21 protein-coding genes and 1 pseudogene are annotated in these 17,607 nt (G+C 58.7%); 14 read left to right on the plus strand and 8 right to left on the minus strand.

Features of this window, described 5'->3' with window-relative positions; all coding sequences use genetic code 11:
* Positions 1-349 precede the first annotated feature (349 nt).
* Positions 350-574, plus strand: a complete 225-nt coding sequence (locus tag QRQ56_RS30990; RefSeq protein WP_438745112.1) for a hypothetical protein — start codon at positions 350-352, stop codon at positions 572-574.
* Here QRQ56_RS30990 and QRQ56_RS30995 read toward each other — a convergent pair.
* Together QRQ56_RS30995 and QRQ56_RS31000 are read right to left on the minus strand one after the other, a co-directional pair.
* On the minus strand, positions 564-2,132 hold the full coding sequence (locus QRQ56_RS30995) for a recombinase family protein (protein ID WP_438745113.1): 1,569 nt from the start codon (positions 2,130-2,132) through the stop codon (positions 564-566). The two genes, QRQ56_RS30990 and QRQ56_RS30995, sit on opposite strands and share 11 nt — an antisense overlap.
* A gap of 32 nt (positions 2,133-2,164) precedes the next feature.
* Positions 2,165-2,392: a hypothetical protein gene (locus tag QRQ56_RS31000; RefSeq protein ID WP_438745114.1), complete on the minus strand. Its 228-nt coding sequence runs from the start codon at positions 2,390-2,392 to the stop codon at positions 2,165-2,167.
* 251 nt (positions 2,393-2,643) lie between these two features.
* On the opposite strand from QRQ56_RS31000, the gene QRQ56_RS31005 reads away from it, so the two are divergent.
* A complete protein-coding gene (locus QRQ56_RS31005; protein ID WP_438745115.1) occupies positions 2,644-2,850 on the plus strand; it encodes a hypothetical protein in 207 nt (68 codons plus the stop codon).
* A gap of 1,160 nt (positions 2,851-4,010) precedes the next feature.
* On the opposite strand, the gene QRQ56_RS31010 is transcribed toward QRQ56_RS31005, so the two are convergent.
* Complete coding sequence (locus QRQ56_RS31010; protein ID WP_438745116.1) at positions 4,011-4,244, minus strand: hypothetical protein; 234 nt, start codon at positions 4,242-4,244, stop codon at positions 4,011-4,013.
* 81 nt (positions 4,245-4,325) lie between these two features.
* Here QRQ56_RS31010 and QRQ56_RS31015 point away from each other — a divergent pair, with 81 nt between their 5' ends.
* The 5 genes from QRQ56_RS31015 to QRQ56_RS31035 all read left to right on the plus strand — a co-directional run bounded on the left by QRQ56_RS31015 (position 4,326) and on the right by QRQ56_RS31035 (position 7,049).
* Positions 4,326-4,676: a hypothetical protein gene (locus tag QRQ56_RS31015; RefSeq protein ID WP_438745401.1), complete on the plus strand. Its 351-nt coding sequence runs from the start codon at positions 4,326-4,328 to the stop codon at positions 4,674-4,676.
* A gap of 2 nt (positions 4,677-4,678) precedes the next feature.
* On the plus strand, positions 4,679-5,599 hold the full coding sequence (ligD, locus tag QRQ56_RS31020) for a non-homologous end-joining DNA ligase (protein ID WP_438745117.1): 921 nt from the start codon (positions 4,679-4,681) through the stop codon (positions 5,597-5,599).
* Positions 5,600-6,026: 427 nt separating this feature from the next.
* A complete protein-coding gene (locus QRQ56_RS31025) occupies positions 6,027-6,302 on the plus strand; it encodes a DUF6894 family protein (protein ID WP_438745118.1) in 276 nt (91 codons plus the stop codon).
* A 130-nt stretch (positions 6,303-6,432) separates the two neighbouring features.
* On the plus strand, positions 6,433-6,642 hold the full coding sequence (locus QRQ56_RS31030; RefSeq protein WP_438745119.1) for a hypothetical protein: 210 nt from the start codon (positions 6,433-6,435) through the stop codon (positions 6,640-6,642).
* Between the two features lie 197 nt (positions 6,643-6,839).
* Positions 6,840-7,049, plus strand: coding sequence for a DUF6894 family protein (locus QRQ56_RS31035; RefSeq protein WP_438745120.1), 210 nt, complete (start codon positions 6,840-6,842; stop codon positions 7,047-7,049).
* A 730-nt stretch (positions 7,050-7,779) separates the two neighbouring features.
* Here QRQ56_RS31035 and QRQ56_RS31040 read toward each other — a convergent pair.
* Complete coding sequence (locus tag QRQ56_RS31040) at positions 7,780-8,007, minus strand: hypothetical protein (protein WP_438745121.1); 228 nt, start codon at positions 8,005-8,007, stop codon at positions 7,780-7,782.
* 212 nt (positions 8,008-8,219) lie between these two features.
* On the minus strand, positions 8,220-8,543 hold the full coding sequence (locus QRQ56_RS31045; RefSeq protein WP_438745122.1) for an ATP-dependent DNA ligase: 324 nt from the start codon (positions 8,541-8,543) through the stop codon (positions 8,220-8,222).
* A gap of 796 nt (positions 8,544-9,339) precedes the next feature.
* Between QRQ56_RS31045 and QRQ56_RS31050 the strand changes: the two genes are divergently transcribed.
* Together QRQ56_RS31050 and QRQ56_RS31055 are read left to right on the plus strand one after the other, a co-directional pair.
* Complete coding sequence (locus QRQ56_RS31050; protein ID WP_438745123.1) at positions 9,340-9,510, plus strand: hypothetical protein; 171 nt, start codon at positions 9,340-9,342, stop codon at positions 9,508-9,510.
* Positions 9,511-9,784: 274 nt separating this feature from the next.
* Complete coding sequence (locus QRQ56_RS31055; RefSeq protein WP_438745125.1) at positions 9,785-10,048, plus strand: DUF3892 domain-containing protein; 264 nt, start codon at positions 9,785-9,787, stop codon at positions 10,046-10,048.
* Between the two features lie 637 nt (positions 10,049-10,685).
* On the opposite strand, the gene QRQ56_RS31060 is transcribed toward QRQ56_RS31055, so the two are convergent.
* The 3 genes and pseudogenes from QRQ56_RS31060 to QRQ56_RS31070 form a co-directional block, all read right to left on the minus strand.
* Complete coding sequence (locus QRQ56_RS31060; protein WP_438745126.1) at positions 10,686-11,258, minus strand: hypothetical protein; 573 nt, start codon at positions 11,256-11,258, stop codon at positions 10,686-10,688.
* Between the two features lie 240 nt (positions 11,259-11,498).
* Entirely contained in the window at positions 11,499-12,269 is a 771-nt protein-coding gene (locus tag QRQ56_RS31065) for an SDR family oxidoreductase (RefSeq protein WP_438745128.1), read from the minus strand.
* A 112-nt stretch (positions 12,270-12,381) separates the two neighbouring features.
* A pseudogene (locus QRQ56_RS31070) lies at positions 12,382-14,210 on the minus strand (glycoside hydrolase family 15 protein).
* Positions 14,211-14,357: 147 nt separating this feature from the next.
* On the opposite strand from QRQ56_RS31070, the gene QRQ56_RS31075 reads away from it, so the two are divergent.
* From QRQ56_RS31075 to QRQ56_RS31095, 5 genes are all read left to right on the plus strand, one after another.
* On the plus strand, positions 14,358-14,813 hold the full coding sequence (locus tag QRQ56_RS31075) for a low affinity iron permease family protein (RefSeq protein ID WP_438745129.1): 456 nt from the start codon (positions 14,358-14,360) through the stop codon (positions 14,811-14,813).
* Between the two features lie 805 nt (positions 14,814-15,618).
* A complete protein-coding gene (locus QRQ56_RS31080; protein WP_438745131.1) occupies positions 15,619-16,200 on the plus strand; it encodes a transglutaminase-like cysteine peptidase in 582 nt (193 codons plus the stop codon).
* An 86-nt stretch (positions 16,201-16,286) separates the two neighbouring features.
* Complete coding sequence (locus QRQ56_RS31085) at positions 16,287-16,511, plus strand: hypothetical protein (protein ID WP_438745133.1); 225 nt, start codon at positions 16,287-16,289, stop codon at positions 16,509-16,511.
* A gap of 397 nt (positions 16,512-16,908) precedes the next feature.
* Positions 16,909-17,067 (plus strand): hypothetical protein, encoded by a 159-nt coding sequence (locus tag QRQ56_RS31090; RefSeq protein WP_438745135.1) that lies wholly within the window; start codon positions 16,909-16,911, stop codon positions 17,065-17,067.
* A gap of 247 nt (positions 17,068-17,314) precedes the next feature.
* Positions 17,315-17,524: a hypothetical protein gene (locus QRQ56_RS31095; RefSeq protein WP_438745136.1), complete on the plus strand. Its 210-nt coding sequence runs from the start codon at positions 17,315-17,317 to the stop codon at positions 17,522-17,524.
* Positions 17,525-17,607 lie beyond the last annotated feature (83 nt).

Consider the following 17,607-nt stretch of genomic DNA (forward strand, 5'->3'; position numbering starts at 1 on the left):
AACGCTCCGTTGACCTGCGGTAGCATTCAGCCATGCGTAACGACCTTGCATACAAGATCGCCGTTGTCGTCTTGGGCGGCCTGCCGGTCGCATTGACTGTTACAGCTCTCCCGCGGCGGTAACCCGCTGCAAGAACACGATCAAGCTCAACCACCTTGAGGATCGCGCCTCGGTTTACGAGTCCAACAATCTGCGGAGCATACCGAAAAGCGCGCGATGGAACTTGGTTGTGAGCAATCCGCCCCACTTCATCGACCAGTACGAAGGCGATATTCGCGCGCACGACCCCGATTGAGCTATCCACCGGGAGTTCTTCAACACGATACATCCTTATTTAGCTGACGATGGCGTGATCGTCTTGCAGGAGAATAATCGCGGATCCACCGTTGACACCTTCCGGGAGATGATTGATGCGGCGGGTCTTGAAATCGTGTTCACTCAAGGCGACCACAAAGAGCTAACGCGCGACTGCGTCTTCTATTTTACCGGCATCGTGAAGAAGGCGGATGCGTCCCGCCTGGGCGGCTTAGGGAATCCCAGTCGTATAAAAACGAATGCGCGACCTAGCGGCTAATTCGGCGCTTCAATTCGCTGATCACGTCCGTCTGACGTTTAAACCTGCACCGATAATGTTTCTTGATGTCCGCCTCGGTCATTATCGTCGGCCGGTCGGGGATGCGGTCTTTTGACGTCAGGATATAGTCGAGGGGAGCCGCATTCTGCTCATCTAACCTGACCACAATGACGATCCCCGAATGCTGCTTGGAGCTGCGTCGCAATGTCCAGACGGGACAATGCCGTTGGGAATGCTGCCAGGACCGGATGACCCGCAATGATACGAAGGACCCATCCTGTACGGCTAAGCAGCCCCCTGTCCTCTCGGCGATTAGATTGGAGCTCACACCAGGCACGCTCGCACCAATATCTCTGGCTAATAGCTGGACCAAGTTCAAGCGATCGCCGCGCGTATCGACGTACCTGTAATCTCCCGGAGGAGTGAAACCGATTAGCCCATATGCTTTGCGAAGACTGCCGAAGCGGCGCTCATATATCGCAGCACAGGGAATCCCCTTGGCCCGATTAATCTTATCTGCCGACAAAGTGCCTAGCCGGAGCTGCAGAACACGCAACTTCTTGAGCAATAGGTCGGACGAAATTTGCTGTCGTACTCGACGCTCAATAATCCGCTGAGCGGCATCGAATACGTTCCGAGATACAATTGGCTCAAGAACGCACTCTTTACGGATCCACTTGGCCTTGACGTTGATGACCCGACGTTGCCGGAGATAGCTAGATGTCCGAGAATAGACCGTGTTGCCGATGTAGTTTTCGTTACGAAGGATACGACCGATCATCTGGAGATCCCACCGCATGCCGAGATGGTTGAAAACGTCCCTGTCGTTCAACTCGCGGGCAATGGCGGTTTCCCCTTTTCCTCCGACGAAGCTTTCGAATATGCCTCTTACGATCGCAATTTCGTCGGGCGATCCGGCTCGTAGCACTACTCTATCGGTCTGAAGTGCCTTGCTCTCTCCACGCTCGAGAAAGCCTCTCGATTTGCCCGTTACATCGACCAGTTCCCTCCGCAACCCAAAGCCCAGCCGACCTCCGACCCGGTAGCCCAGACCCATGATCCGGCAATGTCCCGCAAAAACTTTCGCCGATTGCTCGCGGCTCATTTCGGCTGCCATCAGCCGTTTCATATTTTTCCAAAGGCTGGAAATCGGACTTCCATCGTTCTCAAAGACTTCCGCGCAATAAATTACCTTCACGCCAGCCAGCTTGCAGATGAACTCGTAATGGGCGCTTTCATCTGGGTCCTGAAATCGACCCCAGCGACTGACGTCCCGCACCAGCACGTTGGCGAAATCAGCGGCTCCAGACTGCACGTCGTTCAGCAGATCGATAAGGCCAGGGCGGTTCTTTATTCTTAGGCCGCTAATGCCTTCGTCGATGTATGAGCGCACGATCTCGAGCCGGTGCTCCGCGGCGTAACTCGCGATCACCGCCTTCTGATTTGCAACCGAGTATTGCTGTCGATCTGTCGACATTCGGATGTATTGCGCCGCCCGGGGGTCATTTTCGCGTCGCCGGGGCAACCTGGCATTCTGGACGGCGAGCGCAGTTCCCATGGAAACGCTCCATCGTTGGCCTCCATCGAACCCTACCCCAACCAACCTGAAAGCCAAGATGGACTGTGCTTTCCGATCCAGCCGACCGCAAACGAACCTGCCACCGTCGCTACGGCAGACCAAAACCAGGAACGACGGCGTGCGGCGCTGATCGAGCGCAGATACAGAAAGGCGCCAAGGAGAGGACCGTAGTTCCTTTTGAAATCTCCGTTCAATTTCGCGATCTTTGACAGCTCGGATGTCTCGATTTCGTCGGCCATTTGCGCTGGTCCTCTCTGAGTTAGAGCCAGGGCCCTATAAACTCCTGTTTTGCCCGACGGAGCAACCGAAATTCGGTATTTCGAAACTTCATGAGAATGCGACTTTTGGTGAGGATTGACCAATCAGTTGCGATCGGCCCGCACAGACCCACAAGCCTCAGCGGCTAGTCGCTGCCTCGACTCGGTTCTATCTTTGAACGATGACCAAGACGGAGAACAGAGCGGCAGCGAAGGCGTGGCACAAGGAGCACATGCGCAAGCTCGGGGACCAGGCTCGGGCGGATGCAATAGTGGCAGATCTTGGAGAACTCGAACGGCTGCGCCGCTATCTTGTGTTCGGCAGGAAAGATGGCCGCGCCAACGTCGACAAGCTCGTGAGGGCCATAGACGACTATGTGGAAGAAATGACCGGCGACCGTACCAAGCTTCACGCGAGGGGATCGAGTATCGGCGCTTGACGACCGGATTCGCCGAGGCGCCTCCTCACGTGCCATAGATGGCGCTCGGTCGCCCAAACTGACGATGGGAGTCTCGCCGGCATGCCGTGCTGCGTAGTGGTTTCGCAAGGTGACTACGCCTTAGCGGGCGAGACAGTGCCTGAGGCCCTCCCCTTAGCGAAACCGTTCCGAGTTTTCAGTTTCAATGGGAACGACGTTCGACCCAATCAATTATCCCTTAGCATCTGCCCGACCGACAGATGACCTCCCGTGCGAGAAGCCCTGGCCGTTCCATCAACGGCTGGGGCTTTTTTGTGCGAGTAATCGGGATGAGCTTTCCAGTCACTGTGGGGCACGGCAATAACGGATCGCCTTACTCGCCACGGCGGCCGCTATTTCTTGATCGTGCTCCGCTCTTCCTGGGCTATTTGGTCTAACATGTCATACTGACTTGCCAGCGCAGCAAAGCTCCGCGACAAATTTCGTAAAACCGTGGCCATCCTCTGGGACAAGCCCGGAGAGTTGGCCTGGGTTTTATACTCCTGCGCCAGCTTTCGGCATTCCGCCGCCGTTTGCATCTCTACAGCCAGATCTCTTCGCGGCAGCTATCGCACCGATAAATCAATACTTGCTTGTCTCGCTTGATGTCAAAAACGCTCGTCGTGTATCGAGCGGGCGTTTTACAAACCAAGCAGGACGGTGCTGGCGGTCGCCCAATTGGCGTTGGCGGGGAATCCTGGTCCGTCACGACTCACCTCGCACATAGAGCGAGGTTCCAAAGTACCAAAGTAGACAATAGTTCCAAGCTTAATTCGGAGGCTGCAAGCCCGGGGAAGTCAGCCAGTCGGACAGATGCGCGCCTGTTTCAGCAACCCGGGCTCTCTTGAGCAGGGAATCGCGCTCTGCACCCGCAGGGAGTCTGGCGGCTTGCTCCTTCAGGTTAGCGGCAAGCTCGGCCAACCGATCTTCTAGAGAGCGCTGTTGTTTCACTCGAAGACGCTGCTTGGTCATGTCGTCCCGATAGAACTGCAGAAGACGTCCGATAACCCGACTACCACCGTTCGGTTCCCGAAGGACTGCCCTGTCAACGTCTGCTGCTTGGGACTGAGGCGCGCACACCGTCCAGTCGGCGTCGTCCCCTCCTATCGGAGTTCATCCATGGCGCGCCGAAATGCTCGAGCCTAACGCTTTTTCTTCGTTGTCTTGGCTTTAGCCTTCCTCTTCTCGACGCGGACGCCCTTGAATTTCTTGGTGGCCTTCTTCGCCTTCGCAGGCTTCTTGACCGCCATGAATTCCCCGGATGCCCTGTCGCGCTTGGTCCAACCCGAGACCCCTCCGATCGTCGTCTTGGTTTGCGAGCGTTTCTTGACCGCTCCCTTGCGCGCGTTATCACCAGTCGGCTTGTTGACGGCCATTCTGCTCTCCCTTTGACCTCGACAGCCTCGGGAACGAATCAGGCTATGTCAAATTGAATCGCGGTTCTTTAGGAGTTGCGTATGCGTCAGTCTCGATGGACCCCGTCGATTGTCCCGGCGGACGAGCCAACTGTCTATCTTGTCGCGGACGATTTTGGACGCGCGGGACGCGCATGGCGCGAAGCCGACCTCGAGACCACGGACATCGAGACGGTCCTTCGGGATCTGCTCGCTGGCGAGTATAGCCGGCCAATCAAGGTTGTGGCGTTCAACGTCTCGGAGCGCTGGTCCGAGGACGTCTCGGAAGACATTGCGTGCGAAATCCAGCGTCGCTGCGATCTGCAGCTTGCCGACGTCCCCTCTCATTTGCAGGAGTTCGTCGATCGCTACGCTGCGCAGGATCTGCGACAGTTCAGCCTGCGTCTTGTCTAATTATGGCGTTCCAGCGGAAAAAGCCGGAAGCGCTTGGTAACAAGGCGCCCTTCCCGGGCTTCATCGAGCCGGCGCTCGCGTCCGCAATGGATCGCGTCCCTTCCGGGGAAAGATGGATCCACGAAATCAAGTTCGACGGCTATCGCGTCCAGGTGCACCTTGCCAACGAGGCCATTACGGTATTTACGCGCCGCGGGCACGACTGGACCAAGCGCTTCAAGAAGGTTGCGGAAGACGCCCGGCATATCAAAGCGAGCTCAGCCGTTATCGACGGGGAGATTGTCGTGCCTGCGGCCGACGGCACCACGGACTTTGCGGTGTTGATCAAGGAGCTGAAGGGCACTTCCGACAAGATCGTTCTGGTCGCCTTCGACCTGCTTTTTCTCAACGGCCGCGACCTGCGCAAAGTCGCGCTGGTCGCGCGCAAGGCAGCGTTGAAGAAGATCATTGCCGGCAGCCGCGTCCAGTTCAGTGAAAGCTTCGAGATCGATGGCCGCGATATGTTTGCGCACGCCTGCAAGGTCGGGCTTGAGGGAGTGGTCTCAAAGGTAAAAGATAGCGCCTATGCGAGTGGACGCGGAAACAATTGGGTCAAGAAGACCTGCGCCCAGCGGGAGACGCTGACGATCGCCGGCTTCGCGCTCGATGGCGGCAAATGGGACGGTATGTACCTCGCGCGCCGCAAGGGCGAAGATCTGGTCTATGCCGGAAAGGTAGACCATGGATTCGACAAAACGTCTGCTGCGGAACTCCGCCGTCGCCTCGAGCCCTTGGTCCGAAGAACCCAGCCCTACGCCAAGCGCATCGCGCACAAGGGAATATGGGTCGAGCCCAAGCTGTTGGCCGAGATCGAGTATCGCGCCAAATCCGCGGAGGGCAAAGTGAGGCATCCATTCTTCAAGGGGCTACGCGAGGATCTTTGACTGATAGACAGATCGGCAATCGAAGAAAGGACGCAACCCCCACTACCACGACGCTTCGAGAGCGCAGAGATCGTCAAGCAGTTCAGCCTCGATCTCCCCGAGGTGCTCTGCTGTCTCACCGACGGGAAACACTCTGGCGAGGTTGCGACATCGCGCAAGGCGTTCTTCCAAAACCCGCTTGTCCGATTCCCGTCTCACCGAAGGGAGACTATTCCTCTTAATGAAAGTTGGCGTGTGCACTACTGCACAGAGCAGTTTTCCAAAGCTGATGAGATTTGCGAACTCCAAGTCAGCCAAGCCGCCCCCCGACAATGCCAGGCCAGCGCGACCGTTCCGTAGTGCCCCGGGAGTGCTTCATCACTGGACCTGTGATTTGCTTTTGGCGGCCGGATGCCTGCCTATGCATTCCGACGAGAGGATGTTTGGCATGCCGCCCTATTTTTTCGATTTGCTCGATGAAGGCGTTCTTTCGATTGACGACGAAGGACTAGAGTTGCCCGACTTGCGCGCCGTTCAGGCCGAAGCAGCGAAGTCTCTCGCCGACGTGGCGCGCGATGCCGTGCATGCCTTCCCCCCTGCAAAAGGTCTGCGCAGTATGGCGATTGAGGTCCGCAACGAGGCAGGGTCATGCTTACAGGTCAAGTTTACGATTAGGTTGCGGGATTTCCGCACTGATTGTCGACGCAACACTGGCTATGAGTAAGTTGAGCAATTTGCGCAAAGGGCGCCATCATCCCTGCAACTTCTCAAAAAAACACGAGCGTCGTATCTTTTGATAGGATATCTTTTGGCGCGTTAGCCTACCGTCAAAATGCAAAAGACGGAGGAATGCGATGGCAACGAAACGCCGACGGTTCAAGCAAACCGATACCCTAGAAACGCGACTGGCACAGTTCGCTCAGGACATGCGTGTGAAGGCTGAGCAAAAGCCGCTAGGCGACGAGCGGTCTTCTCTGTTGAAACGTGCCTACAACGCTGATCAAGCGATCGACCTGGAGCGCCAACTTCGAGAGCACGCACCATCGAAGGGTGCCCAAAGCTAAGCCCCAGCGCCGCAACAATTCGGGCTTTTTAGCAACCAGTGCGATGATGACGAGTTGTCCATTGCACTTGCCGGGTGACAACCGGACGCAATGGGGATGTTGGACGCGGAGCATTTTTCCGGTTTCTGCCCGCGACATCAACGCATCGGTACGCGCTGACAACTACCCATTCCCGGCCTGTGCAACCCGGATGGAGCATGCCCCGATACTTTTTCAACTTCGTCGGCGATACACCCGCTCATGATGTCCTCGGCCGGGATTTCGCTGACCAAACCGAAGCAATAGCACGCGGCCGAGAGCTGGCGCAGCACCTCGTGACCGAGAAGCCTCATTTGGCGCGCGACGGGAATGCGATCGTTGTTGTCACGGAAGACGGCCAGGAGATCAAAAAGATCTTGCTAACGTAAAAGCGCGCGGGCCCTGCTCCAAAGATCGCAGGCATACCGCGCGCAGACGGCCTTCCCGCGAGCACGGCGACCGCCACGTTTTCAATCCTCGGATTGAACCAATGTTCCTATTCGAAACATTGTCCTCATTCGTGCCTTAAGTGATTTTGGGAGCACAATTAAGCGGTGTGACCGGGATCGGCATCCTTAGGCGTCTTCTTCTCCCGTTGAGGCGTCATCTTGGCGGGGCTTTCCTTGCCCGGAACGCCACGCGGACCAAGCTGCTCACGCTGAATGTCGTCTTCGGATTTTTCCGGTTCGCGGCCATTAGGTTCTGTTGGCATTTCATCCCCATACGCAAAGGGCCCCCGGCGAACCGAGGGCCCCTATCAGCATCAGAGGTACATCCGCCCTGTCTGCCAGTCTAGTTTAGAAACGCTGAATGACCTGAGCTGTTCCTATCGCCGCGCCATCTCTTGCGGGAGGCCGGGTGAACTCAGCCAGCTATTGATCTTCGAGGCTGTTTCGGCTTGCCGGGCGCGTCTCAGGTACAATTCGCGCTGAGATCCGGTCGCCCTCTCAGCCGCTTCCCTGAAGTTCTGGGCCTCTTCGGCCAGGCGCTCTTGAAATGACTTTTCGTGCTTAACACGACGACGCTTTTTCAAGATCTCTCTCCCTGCAGCATCCCGCCCCAGGGCGAAATTATTTGGGGCGTCTCAAAAATCAAGACCTTTTCAGGCACTTGAAAGCACTAGCGCGCAGCAGTGATGTCGCGGTCGATTTCGGCAAACAACTTCGGCTCAACCCGAGTGGCCTTCGGTCTCTTTATAACCTTTGTTAGTTTCTGTTTGGGGCTCATCACAGTATCGAGCGCCTTGCGGATCTGAGCTGAGGTCGTCCGGCTCCAGCCCGTCCCGCCCTTGCCCATGTAGACGAGATCCTTCCCTTCTTTCTTGCCGAGGTTAAAGAGCGGCCACACCTGTGGGGTCTTTGACGAATCCGACTACGGGGAATTTGCCCTTCTGGCAGTCATTATCTTGAGCCAAGCTTCCGTGCGCTCCGATCGGCAAGGAGCATCAGCACGTTTAGAAAAGATGCCTTCGTGCTTCAGGCGGGCGGCGGCTTCGAACATCTCCTGCCCGTCCCCGTCATGGTGCTCGCTGTACAGGATCGGAGGATCGAGCATGGCGATCAGCTCTTTTGGACCTCCTTGCGGTATAGCAGAGCCTTCGGACGAAGATCCTCGCCGTTGTGGTAGAGGATGTCGAACGCATAGAACAGCATCCTGTTCTGACGGCCTTTTGCGAGATCGGCCTGGAGTTCGGAGAAGTTGGTTCGGCCTTCATGGACAACGACTATCTCGCCGTCAAAGATGGTCTGGCTTTTGAGCTTGAATGCACTGGCGATTGCCAAGAACCGCTTCATCCAGTCGTGACCGTTACGGGTGTAGATCTTGGCGCCGCCGTTGACTGGATCTGGGCCCGGTAGCCGTCGTACTTGATCTCGTGAATCCATTGCTCCCCTGAAGCAGCTCGGGCTTTCAGGGTGGCGAGCTGGGGCTTGATGAAGCCCGGCATGGATTTAACCATACGCGACGCAACTGACTTGAATACAATAGACCGACTGCGTAGAATCGCCTGTCAGCGTAGTAAGTGCCAAGCCATGAGACAAGAAGATCTGAAGGAAATGGCCGACCGGTGCCGGTCACTTGCCGACCGTGCGGACGTCTTCACCAAAAAGCGGCTGCTCGACCTTGCCGTCAAGTATGACGCTAGGTCGGAAGGGCGATCGATCGCAACGCAGCGATTGGTTTCGATCACTCGTAAGGACCAGCCTCCCGCCCGCTGACTCATCCAGACCAGACGCGCAGAATATCCACGGCAAGACCCGCGGAGAGCAGTGCGATAGCGATGTCGGTCAGGAGTTGAAGCGCACGCCGCTCGTTGGCTTCGAGCTGTTCTGCAATTTTCCGCAAACCGCAATTCCCATTTTCTTGGCCCCACTTCTGTACGTCGCGAGTAAAATGAGAAGGTTCACCTAATCTGATTGAGATTGCGCAGAGATCCTGAAGAATCTCGCGCGCTTCCCTTCAGAAGTCTGGCGTCGGAAAAGGTTGAGAAGGCGACGGATCATTGGCGACGCCGCACGTCTCCGGTCATGCCCCGCAAGTGGGCTGTCAGCCCCGCACAGGCGTCGGCCTCCTCGGGGGGAAGTGTCGCCATAAGAGTGTATGCTTCCATGACCCGTTCGATCGCCTTCTGCATTGTGAGTTCCCCCTGGTTCTCCAAGCAAAAGCCTTTGACCAGCTGGCATGTCGAACACCATGGCGCACCTCGAAACCGTCGTGGTCGGCGTCGTATTCGAGGTGCGCACGCTTCGAGAGACCAATGGCAAAGAAGTGGTGCGCCTTCATCTCGGTCCCGGTGCCCCTCTCCGCTACGCCTCTGGAATGGCTCCGTTCGATGGCACGCTCATTCGGTGATGTGGCCGCGATCAACACTACCGCTGGAGTCCGATAAGAGCCATTAGCGGACTCAAGGAGGTGGGAGGTCGGCTGGCGTCTCGGCATTACTCCCCGCATGGCCCTACGGCTGCGCGCAGGTGTTTCAACATCGGATAGTGTCACGGTATTCCAATCTGCTTTGGTGCGCACCCGTATTTTCCCGTAGATCCAAAGTCTCACACGCACGCTGCATTCAAGCTTGCCCTCACGCTACGGTTGCTATCTGATTAACATTTTTCAGGAAGGATTTTCTATGGCCGATGTCCAAGTGACCTGCATCAATAAGCAGCCAAGGAATGATCCTCATGAGGGCATCACCCATCTCGGAGGCCCGGGTTGGAAATGGCCGAGAGCGGATGTGATCGTTTCGATAGAATCTGGATCGAACACCTTCTTTACGATGGTCAACAGCAAGCGCGCTGACGTGGGCGTCGTGAACGGTCCCAATGGCAAATACGTCCGCACGTACGCGGACGGCTATTACAACGACAATCTCCTAGCTTTGCCAGAATGTTAGATCTCAAAAAATTGGAGCAGCAGATGACCAAGGCACTGGGAATCTTGGCCACGCTAGTGATGGTTTTGGCCTTCAACGAGCAAGCCTCCGCACGCGGCGGATCACATGGTGGCCGCGTTAGTTATGGCGGCGGACATCACACGAGCAGTCATGGAGGGAGCTTCGCCGGGGGCTCTGGGTCATCGCATCGGGGTGGCACTTACGTAAATTTCAGAACAGGCAATCGTTATGGCACTCACCAGTGACGGAAAGCACTGAGGGCCACAGCTCCCCTATCTAGGACAGTTTCCGCGAAGAAGGGATCGCACCAAGAATCTGGAGTCCGATAACAGCCCTTAGCGGACTCCAGGGCTCGAATGCGATCCCCAGTCCGCATCCGCTTATGACCCATTCCGGACGTGCCTCCCAAAATCCACTCATTTCATCGGTTAAGCCGCCCCAGGGCGTTAGAGCGCCGCCTAAGTCTCCCCTACATTAGAGAGCATGAAGGCGACCAGCAGGCCAATAACCACGAGCAAGCCGGCCAACTTCTGTTCGCCCTCCACCGCTTCGGGCACCATGGTATTCACCACCATAGTTAGGAGAGCGCCTGCAGCGACGGCGCTTACAGCGGCCACGACCTGAGGGGAAGCACCGCCTAGGAAAGCTGCGCCAGCGGATGCGGCGAGCCCGGAGACGACCGCGATCGTCCCCCAAAGCCCGAAGATATAGAGCCGGGAGCGACCCGCGGCTCGCATGCCGAGCGCGCTCGAAAGGCTTCCGGAAAATTGGACAGGAAGATTGCCGCCAGCATCGCGATACTGATGCCTTTCCCGCTCAAAAGTCCGAGGCCTAACACGACGCTTTCCGGAATCCCGTCGAGGAGCGAGCCGATTGCGATCGCCAACCCTCCGCCTTGTCCCGCGTTCGCCTGCTGGTCCCCGGACCGCTTCCGGGAATGCGCGCCTGCCCGAGAGACCGCCCAATCGGCAAGAGCATAGGCGGCGGAGCCAGCGACAGCGCCGGCAACGATGGGCCATATGCCACCTTCCTGATATCCGTCCTCCAATAGGTCGTAGGCGACGGCCGAGATGAGCACGCCGCAACCGAACGACATGATCCCCGCGGTGACGTAACGAGGCATTCGGAGAACGAATGCGACGGCTGCTCCCAGGAGCAGCGATGAGGCGCCAAGCAGCCCCCAAAGACCGGCGGTCAACCAGATGGGCATCGCAGCTCCAGCTATTCGCGACCCGGGGCCTGCGCGACCAGGCTTGCCCTCTTCTCGCGCGTCTTGGTTGCCTTCTTCACCGCCGAGCGGCGCTTCAGAACTGATGCCAAAGCGCGCGCCATCTTGCGCGCGATCTTGCCTGCAGCCGTTGCGCGTGCGCCGTTTGCCAAAGTTATATGCTCCAATTTGCCGGCGTAAGCGAACAGCGGCTCTCGTTGCGACCATGCCCTCAGGCTTTGCCTATCCGCCGCTTGCGAAGCCGGGAAATAGAGTCATGCCTCCGTCGATGAACAGCGTGGCGCCGGTGACGTAGTCGGCGGCGTCGGAGACGAGCCAAGCGACCGCCTGCGCGATGTCGTCCGGCACTCCGATGCGCTTGTAAGGCACCAGCGTCATCAGGCTTTCGTATGCCTCCCTGGTCTCCCAGGCGGCCTGATTGATGGGCGTCCGGATGGCGCCGGGTGCGATGCCGTTGACGCGGATGCCGAGCGGGGCGACTTCCTGCGCGATGCTTCGCATCATCTGCATGACGCCGCCTTTCGAAGCCGCGTAGTTCGCGTGTCCCGCCCACGGAATCTCCTGATGAACCGAGCTCATGCAGACGAGCTTGCCGGCGGCGGCCGAGATATCGCTGACGACGCCGCGTCTTTTGAATTCGCGCACGGCCTCGCGGGCACAGAGAAACTGACCGGTGAGATTGACGCCGATCACGTTGTTCCACTGATCGAGGGTCATCTCGTGGAAAGGCGCGTCGCGCTGCAGCCCAGCGTTGTTCACCACTATGTGCAATGTGCCGAAATGATCGATGGCGCGGGCGAACATCGATTGGACGTCGTCCTCATTACTGACGTCTGCCTTGATTGCGATCGCTTTGCGGCCTCGGCTCTCGATTTCGTGCACGACCTCTTCGGCCGATCTGGGATCCACGACGTAGTTGACGACGACGTCGGCCCCGGAGGCGGCCAAACCTAGTGCGACCGCGCGGCCGATGCCTGAGTTGGCGCCTGTCACCAGCGCAGGCTGCCCCTCCAAGGTCACCGGAAAGCGGACAGGCGGTCGCGAGCGAGCTCCGGGACTTGCCGGAGCGGCTGGATCGCTTGAATTCACTGCCATGTTCGTCCTCCTAATCGGAGCCCGCGGCTTCCTCTCCCTTGCTGGGAAGCGCCTTCTTGCTGCCGCGGTGCTCCGAGGGTTTCTCGCGGTGGGTGAGATTGTGGGCGGTATTGACGAGCGCGATGTGAGAAAAGGCCTGCGGGAAGTTTCCCACCAGGCGCCGGCGCGAAGTGTCGTATTCTTCCGATAGCAGGCCGACGTCGTTGCGAAGCGCAAGAAGCCGCTCGAACAGTTCCTTGGCCTCGGCGTCGCGGCCGATGAGATGGTAGGCGTCGGCGAGCCAAAAGCTGCAGGCCAGGAACATGCCCTCCCCCGGCGGCAGACCATCCTTCGTCGCACCCGTGTCGTAGCGGCGCACGAAGCCGTCCTGGAGCAGTTCGCGTTCGATCGCTTGGATCGTCGAGATCACGCGAGGATCCTCGGGTGGCAGAAAGCCAACGGCAGGGATCAGCAGCAGGCTCGCGTCGAGTTGCGGCTCGCCATAGACCTGGACGAAGGTTTTGCGCTCTTCGTCGTAGCCGCGACGGCAAACCTCGTCATGGATCGCGGCACGCTGCGCTTCCCACTCCGCGACGGGGCCCTTGATGCCGAATTCGGCAGCCGACTTGATGGCTCGATCGTAGGCGACCCACGCCATGATCTTCGAATACGTGAAGTGCTTGGCGCCGCCCCGGACCTCCCATATGCCCTCGTCCGGCTGGCTCCAGATGCTCTTGAGATGGTCGAGCAGCGCGCACTGGACCGCCCAGGCACGCTTGTTCTCGCGGAGGCCGCCGCGGCGGGCCTGATAGAGGGCATCCATCAACTCCCCGTAGACGTCGAGTTGAAGCTGCGTGTGCGCCGCATTTCCGATCCGAACGGGCTTCGAGTTCTCATATCCGGAGAGCCAAGGGACCTCCCACTCGGTCAGCCTGCGTTCGCCTGTCACGGCGTACATGATCTGGAGCTGCTGCGGACTCCCCGCGACGGCTCGGACGAGCCAGTCCCGCCAGGCGCGCGCCTCGTCGTAGTAGCCGGCACCCATGAGGGCTAGGAGCGTCAACGTGGCGTCACGTACCCAGCAGAAGCGATAGTCCCAATTTCTCGAGCCTCCGATCTGCTCCGGCAGCGACGTCGTAGCGGCCGCTACGATACCGCAACTGGGGCCGAACGTCAGCGCTTTGAGAGTTATCAGGGATCGCTGGACCGCCTCCGAATATGGCCCTGCCGTCTTGCAGCGGCTGGACCAATCGCGCCAGAAATCCTCTGCGTGTTTCAGAAGGGCAGAGGGGTCGTCGGGAGCTGCCGGATCCTGGTAGGATATCTGATGGGAAAGGACGAAAGCCGCGGTCTCGCCGCGCGCGACCGAGAACGAGCCCACAGTTTTCATGGCTTCGCCGCGCATCGGCACCGCGGTCCTGAGCAGCAGCATCGACGCGCCCGCGACCATGCTGACCGCTCCGTCCTCAAGGCGGCTGACCCACGGTACATGGTACCGTAGTCGAAGCGCGCGACAAGTTCGCTGCGCATCTCGACCTCGCCCTCCAGTCCTTCGACGATTCTAACGACCTTTGAGAGATCCGTCTTCGGCGGCATGAGATCGATGAGGCGGACCCGGCCCTGGTCCGTCGTAAAGGTCGTCTCAAGAATCAAGGTGCCCGGTCGGTAGAGTCGCTCGCTGCTCGAGCGAGCCTTGGGGCAAATCTTCCAGTATCCGTTGTGCTCGTCGCCGAGTAGCTTCGCGAAGCAGCTGTCCGAATCGAAGCGGGGGACGCAGAGCCAGTCGATTGACCCGTCGCGCCCGACCAGAGCCGCAGTCTCACAGTCACCGATCAGGGCGTAGTCTTCGATTCGAGCCATGCTGGGAATCCAACCGGAACGTTTGCCCTCCAGTTCCGCAAATCCGACTGCGGACGTTCATACTTTCGGCTAGGGTCCAGTCGTCGACGCGTCCTTACGGGGAAACCGGCGAACCTCTTCGCCCGTTCTGTCGAAATCGGAGGTCTCATGAGTGATAGGCGGAAGAAAACGGAAGGCGCCGCCGCCCACTTCTTCGGCGAGTTTGCCACCCGCACCTCGCAGGCTGCCGGGCGCGCGTCCACTTTCGTGCTCGCGGCCCTCGTGGTGGTCATCTGGGCGGTGACCGGTCCGTTGTTTGGCTATTCCGACACATGGCAGCTGGTGATCAACACCGGCACCACCATCGTCACCTTTCTCATGGTATTTCTCATTCAGAATTCGCAGAACCGCGACAGTGCCGCCATGCAGGTCAAGCTGGACGAATTGATCCGCGTCGGGGCGGCGCGAAACTCGCTTGTCGGCATTGAGCATCTCACAGACGAAGAGATCGAAGATCTGCGGAAGAAATGCGAATCGCGCGCCAAAGCGGAAAAGACGGCGAACGAGCGTGTGAAGACGACCGGACGACGGGCCCGCCGGGCGGCCGAAAAGGCGGCGAACTGAACGCCCGCGTTCCGAACCGCGCAACGCGTCTGATGATTGGCCCACAACATCGATGGTATTCGGGATAGAAGGAAGGTGAACTGAGCTGTGCAGCCGCCATGTGCTGGATGCTTCCTACCTGGCTTCCACCCGCGGCACGTAGCGGGATGCTGTCCATCGGCGGATGCGCCCATCGCCGCGCTTATAGGAGCCGCCTCTACGACTGCTCAACAGACGACCCGTTGCGGTCCAGGTCGTCCGCCGGTGACCGTCGTCGAAAAAGCATAATTGGTGCTTTTCGGCCGGAGGTTCTGCGGATTGCTGCCAGTTGTTTGATTGATGACATAGCTTCGCATTGGTCACGACGGGAAGTCAGCTTATGGCCCTTTGCACCCCTTCCGCCCGACGTCAGCTTTGTGACCCCTGCCCCCAGCCGCCTGCTGCGATGCAGTCCGCACGGAGCCCAAGAACCTTGAGACCTCGTCCCTCAGGCGGTTGCTATCACAAGACCCCACGAGGATGGCCGTCAAAGCCGATGCAAGCGCGAGCTTCGTTCCAATCGCAAGTTCAGGATCCACCCCATAACGATCTCCTCCGGCGCATTCGGACATTTGTCCGCTTTAACACCGGGAAAATATGGTAATCCCCGCGCATTAATCGTTAATGACGATCTCCGTAAATCTACGGCAAGCCGCTGATTTGAAATGATTTTAGCGTGCAACTGATCCTGCTCACACCCCATAGGAAATGGGGCTCTTTTGCTCCCGCTTCTCACCTGGCCATGGAATTTTTTGGCAACTACCTCCCCTATTTCCGGAGTCCTTCGATGTCGTTCCGTCTGGCACTCGCCGCCGCGTTCTACCTCGGCGCCGTCGCTGTCGCCGTGGCGGATGCGCCCAAGAAGAGCATGCCGCTCAAGCATCAGGCGGAGGCGCCGAAGGGATGGCTTCAATTCTGCGCCGACTATCCCAAGGAGTGCCTGTCCGGGCAGCGCGAGAGCAAGGTCATCGTGATGACGCCGACGACGTGGGGCGATCTCAGGAAGGTCAACCGCTGGGTCAACGAGACGGTAGAGCCTCTCTCAGACCCCAGGCATTGGAGCAAGGTCGAGAGCTGGAACCTGCCGACCGACGGCTACGGTGACTGCGAGGACTACGTTCTGCTGAAGCGCAAGATGCTGATCGACGCCGGCTGGCCTCGGCAGGCGCTGCTGATCACCACGGCGCGGCGGGATAATGACACCCACGCAGTGCTCACCGTGGTGACCGACGAGGGTGACTTCGTCCTAGACAACTTCACGCACGAGATCCTGCCGTGGCACAAGACCGGGTTCTTGTACTTCAAACGGCAGTGGCAGACCGACGAGAACGTCTGGGTCTGGATCGACGCCGACCTCCGTCAGGAGTGATGTCCGGAGGTGGCATTGCTAGGGCGCTGGCGCCGTCGGCCGTCCGACAACCTATACCTGCTGGATCGAGCGGGAAAAACGTGCAATTGGAAGGGAACAAAAAGAAGAAAGTCGCCTTCATGCAAGACATGCAAATCCAGGCCGAGAAGCTCCGGCAGGACGCCGCCGAGTGCGCGCTGATCAGAGACCTTGCGACCGCTCCTCATAAGCAGCAGTTATTCGACCGGTTGGCGAAGCACCTCAACATCCTTGCGGACGAAGTCGAGAAGGCGATCGCTACCGAGGTTGATGGAGCGACCAAGCGTGCTTGAGATGGTATTGCTGTTAGTGGTCGGCGGCTTGGCCTTCGTGGGCGCGATCGTCTTCATCTTTGAGGTCGTTGCGTCGGGTGAACGCAAGCGGCCGTCGTAGTCCTACCATGCCCGATAAGGTGGCCTCCTTGTTCCCGTGGCGGAACCTGAGTTCTCGTTGCGCGTTCGAGAGCGAATTGGGTTCAGGAGCTTGCGTGATGTCCCAGCAACGCCGGAGAGTGAAACAGACCCGCTCCCTCGAAGAACGAATGGCCGAACAGGCGACTACCTTGAGAGAGCAGGCCAATGGACTGACTGCGGGAGCGGAACGCGATAGTCTGTTGAGACGCGCGAAGATTGTCGAGAGCGGAGCGCACATAAGCGATTGGTTGCGCCTGCCTAGTCTTCAGCCGCCGAAATGACGAAAACCTATCTCGAAGCGCTCATCGAAATACAGGCCGATCTTGCGGAGCTGCGGCGGCTTGCCGAGGAGCTGTCTCCCGAACTCGCCCGCGTTATAGTATTTTGCGCAGATCAGATGGAAGCCCGCGCCCGCGCCTTAGATCAGATGGCGTAGTGGCCCGCGATGAAACTGCTAGCCGAATACTTAGAGGCGCCGCGAGCCTGGAGAAATCGGCGGCAGGCGAACAAGTTTGAACATTCAAAACTCAACTGCTGATCCGCGAGGCCTATAGAGAGCTCGCGGCAAAGCGCGCCTGGAATACGGGCTGCCGCAGCCAAGCCTGCCACAAGATCCGCCGCTGCGTTAACGAGAGTGGACGGCTGGCGCCCTTGAAGCTAGGTTTCCGGTCCCGTCAGGAGAAATGCCATATTTCACAGCCGATCAGACCCGCGACATCCGAACTGCCAAGGTGCTCGCCGACGTCTTCTGCGCGATCATGCTCGCAACCTTTTGGGTTGTCTTCTTCGGCTGGCTCGGCGGTCTGGCCGCCTTCATTGTCACCGAAGCTTGCCTGCTTTCGGTCGATTGGCTTGTCCCAAGCAAAGACGATGCTGCGGCCGCTATTCGCTGACCTAGAGAAGAGCAGTCGACGAGAAGCGCGACAGCGCCCTTCTTACCACTCCGCCGAAGTTTTCTTGCGGAGTTCTGCGGCGC

This window comes from Bradyrhizobium sp. U531 (assembly GCF_051710265.1).
Taxonomy (GTDB): Bacteria; Pseudomonadota; Alphaproteobacteria; order Rhizobiales; family Xanthobacteraceae; genus Bradyrhizobium.

Excerpts from the sequence above, each read along its gene's own strand:
- QRQ56_RS31095 (WP_438745136.1), top strand. The coding sequence starts at position 17,315 with ATGCCATATTTCACAGCCGATCAGACCCGCGACATCCGAACTGCCAAG.
- QRQ56_RS31025 (WP_438745118.1), top strand. The coding sequence starts at position 6,027 with ATGCCGCCCTATTTTTTCGATTTGCTCGATGAAGGCGTTCTTTCGATT.
- QRQ56_RS31010 (WP_438745116.1), bottom strand. The coding sequence starts at position 4,244 with ATGGCCGTCAACAAGCCGACTGGTGATAACGCGCGCAAGGGAGCGGTC.
- QRQ56_RS31045 (WP_438745122.1), bottom strand. The coding sequence starts at position 8,543 with ATGGATTCACGAGATCAAGTACGACGGCTACCGGGCCCAGATCCAGTC.
- QRQ56_RS31080 (WP_438745131.1), top strand. The coding sequence starts at position 15,619 with ATGTCGTTCCGTCTGGCACTCGCCGCCGCGTTCTACCTCGGCGCCGTC.
- ligD (WP_438745117.1), top strand. The coding sequence starts at position 4,679 with ATGGCGTTCCAGCGGAAAAAGCCGGAAGCGCTTGGTAACAAGGCGCCC.
- QRQ56_RS31075 (WP_438745129.1), top strand. The coding sequence starts at position 14,358 with ATGAGTGATAGGCGGAAGAAAACGGAAGGCGCCGCCGCCCACTTCTTC.
- QRQ56_RS31030 (WP_438745119.1), top strand. The coding sequence starts at position 6,433 with ATGGCAACGAAACGCCGACGGTTCAAGCAAACCGATACCCTAGAAACG.
- QRQ56_RS31055 (WP_438745125.1), top strand. The coding sequence starts at position 9,785 with ATGGCCGATGTCCAAGTGACCTGCATCAATAAGCAGCCAAGGAATGAT.
- QRQ56_RS31015 (WP_438745401.1), top strand. The coding sequence starts at position 4,326 with ATGCGTCAGTCTCGATGGACCCCGTCGATTGTCCCGGCGGACGAGCCA.
- QRQ56_RS31035 (WP_438745120.1), top strand. The coding sequence starts at position 6,840 with ATGCCCCGATACTTTTTCAACTTCGTCGGCGATACACCCGCTCATGAT.
- QRQ56_RS30995 (WP_438745113.1), bottom strand. The coding sequence starts at position 2,132 with ATGGGAACTGCGCTCGCCGTCCAGAATGCCAGGTTGCCCCGGCGACGC.
- QRQ56_RS31090 (WP_438745135.1), top strand. The coding sequence starts at position 16,909 with ATGACGAAAACCTATCTCGAAGCGCTCATCGAAATACAGGCCGATCTT.
- QRQ56_RS31000 (WP_438745114.1), bottom strand. The coding sequence starts at position 2,392 with ATGGCCGACGAAATCGAGACATCCGAGCTGTCAAAGATCGCGAAATTG.
- QRQ56_RS31005 (WP_438745115.1), top strand. The coding sequence starts at position 2,644 with ATGCGCAAGCTCGGGGACCAGGCTCGGGCGGATGCAATAGTGGCAGAT.
- QRQ56_RS31050 (WP_438745123.1), top strand. The coding sequence starts at position 9,340 with ATGTCGAACACCATGGCGCACCTCGAAACCGTCGTGGTCGGCGTCGTA.
- QRQ56_RS31060 (WP_438745126.1), bottom strand. The coding sequence starts at position 11,258 with ATGCCCATCTGGTTGACCGCCGGTCTTTGGGGGCTGCTTGGCGCCTCA.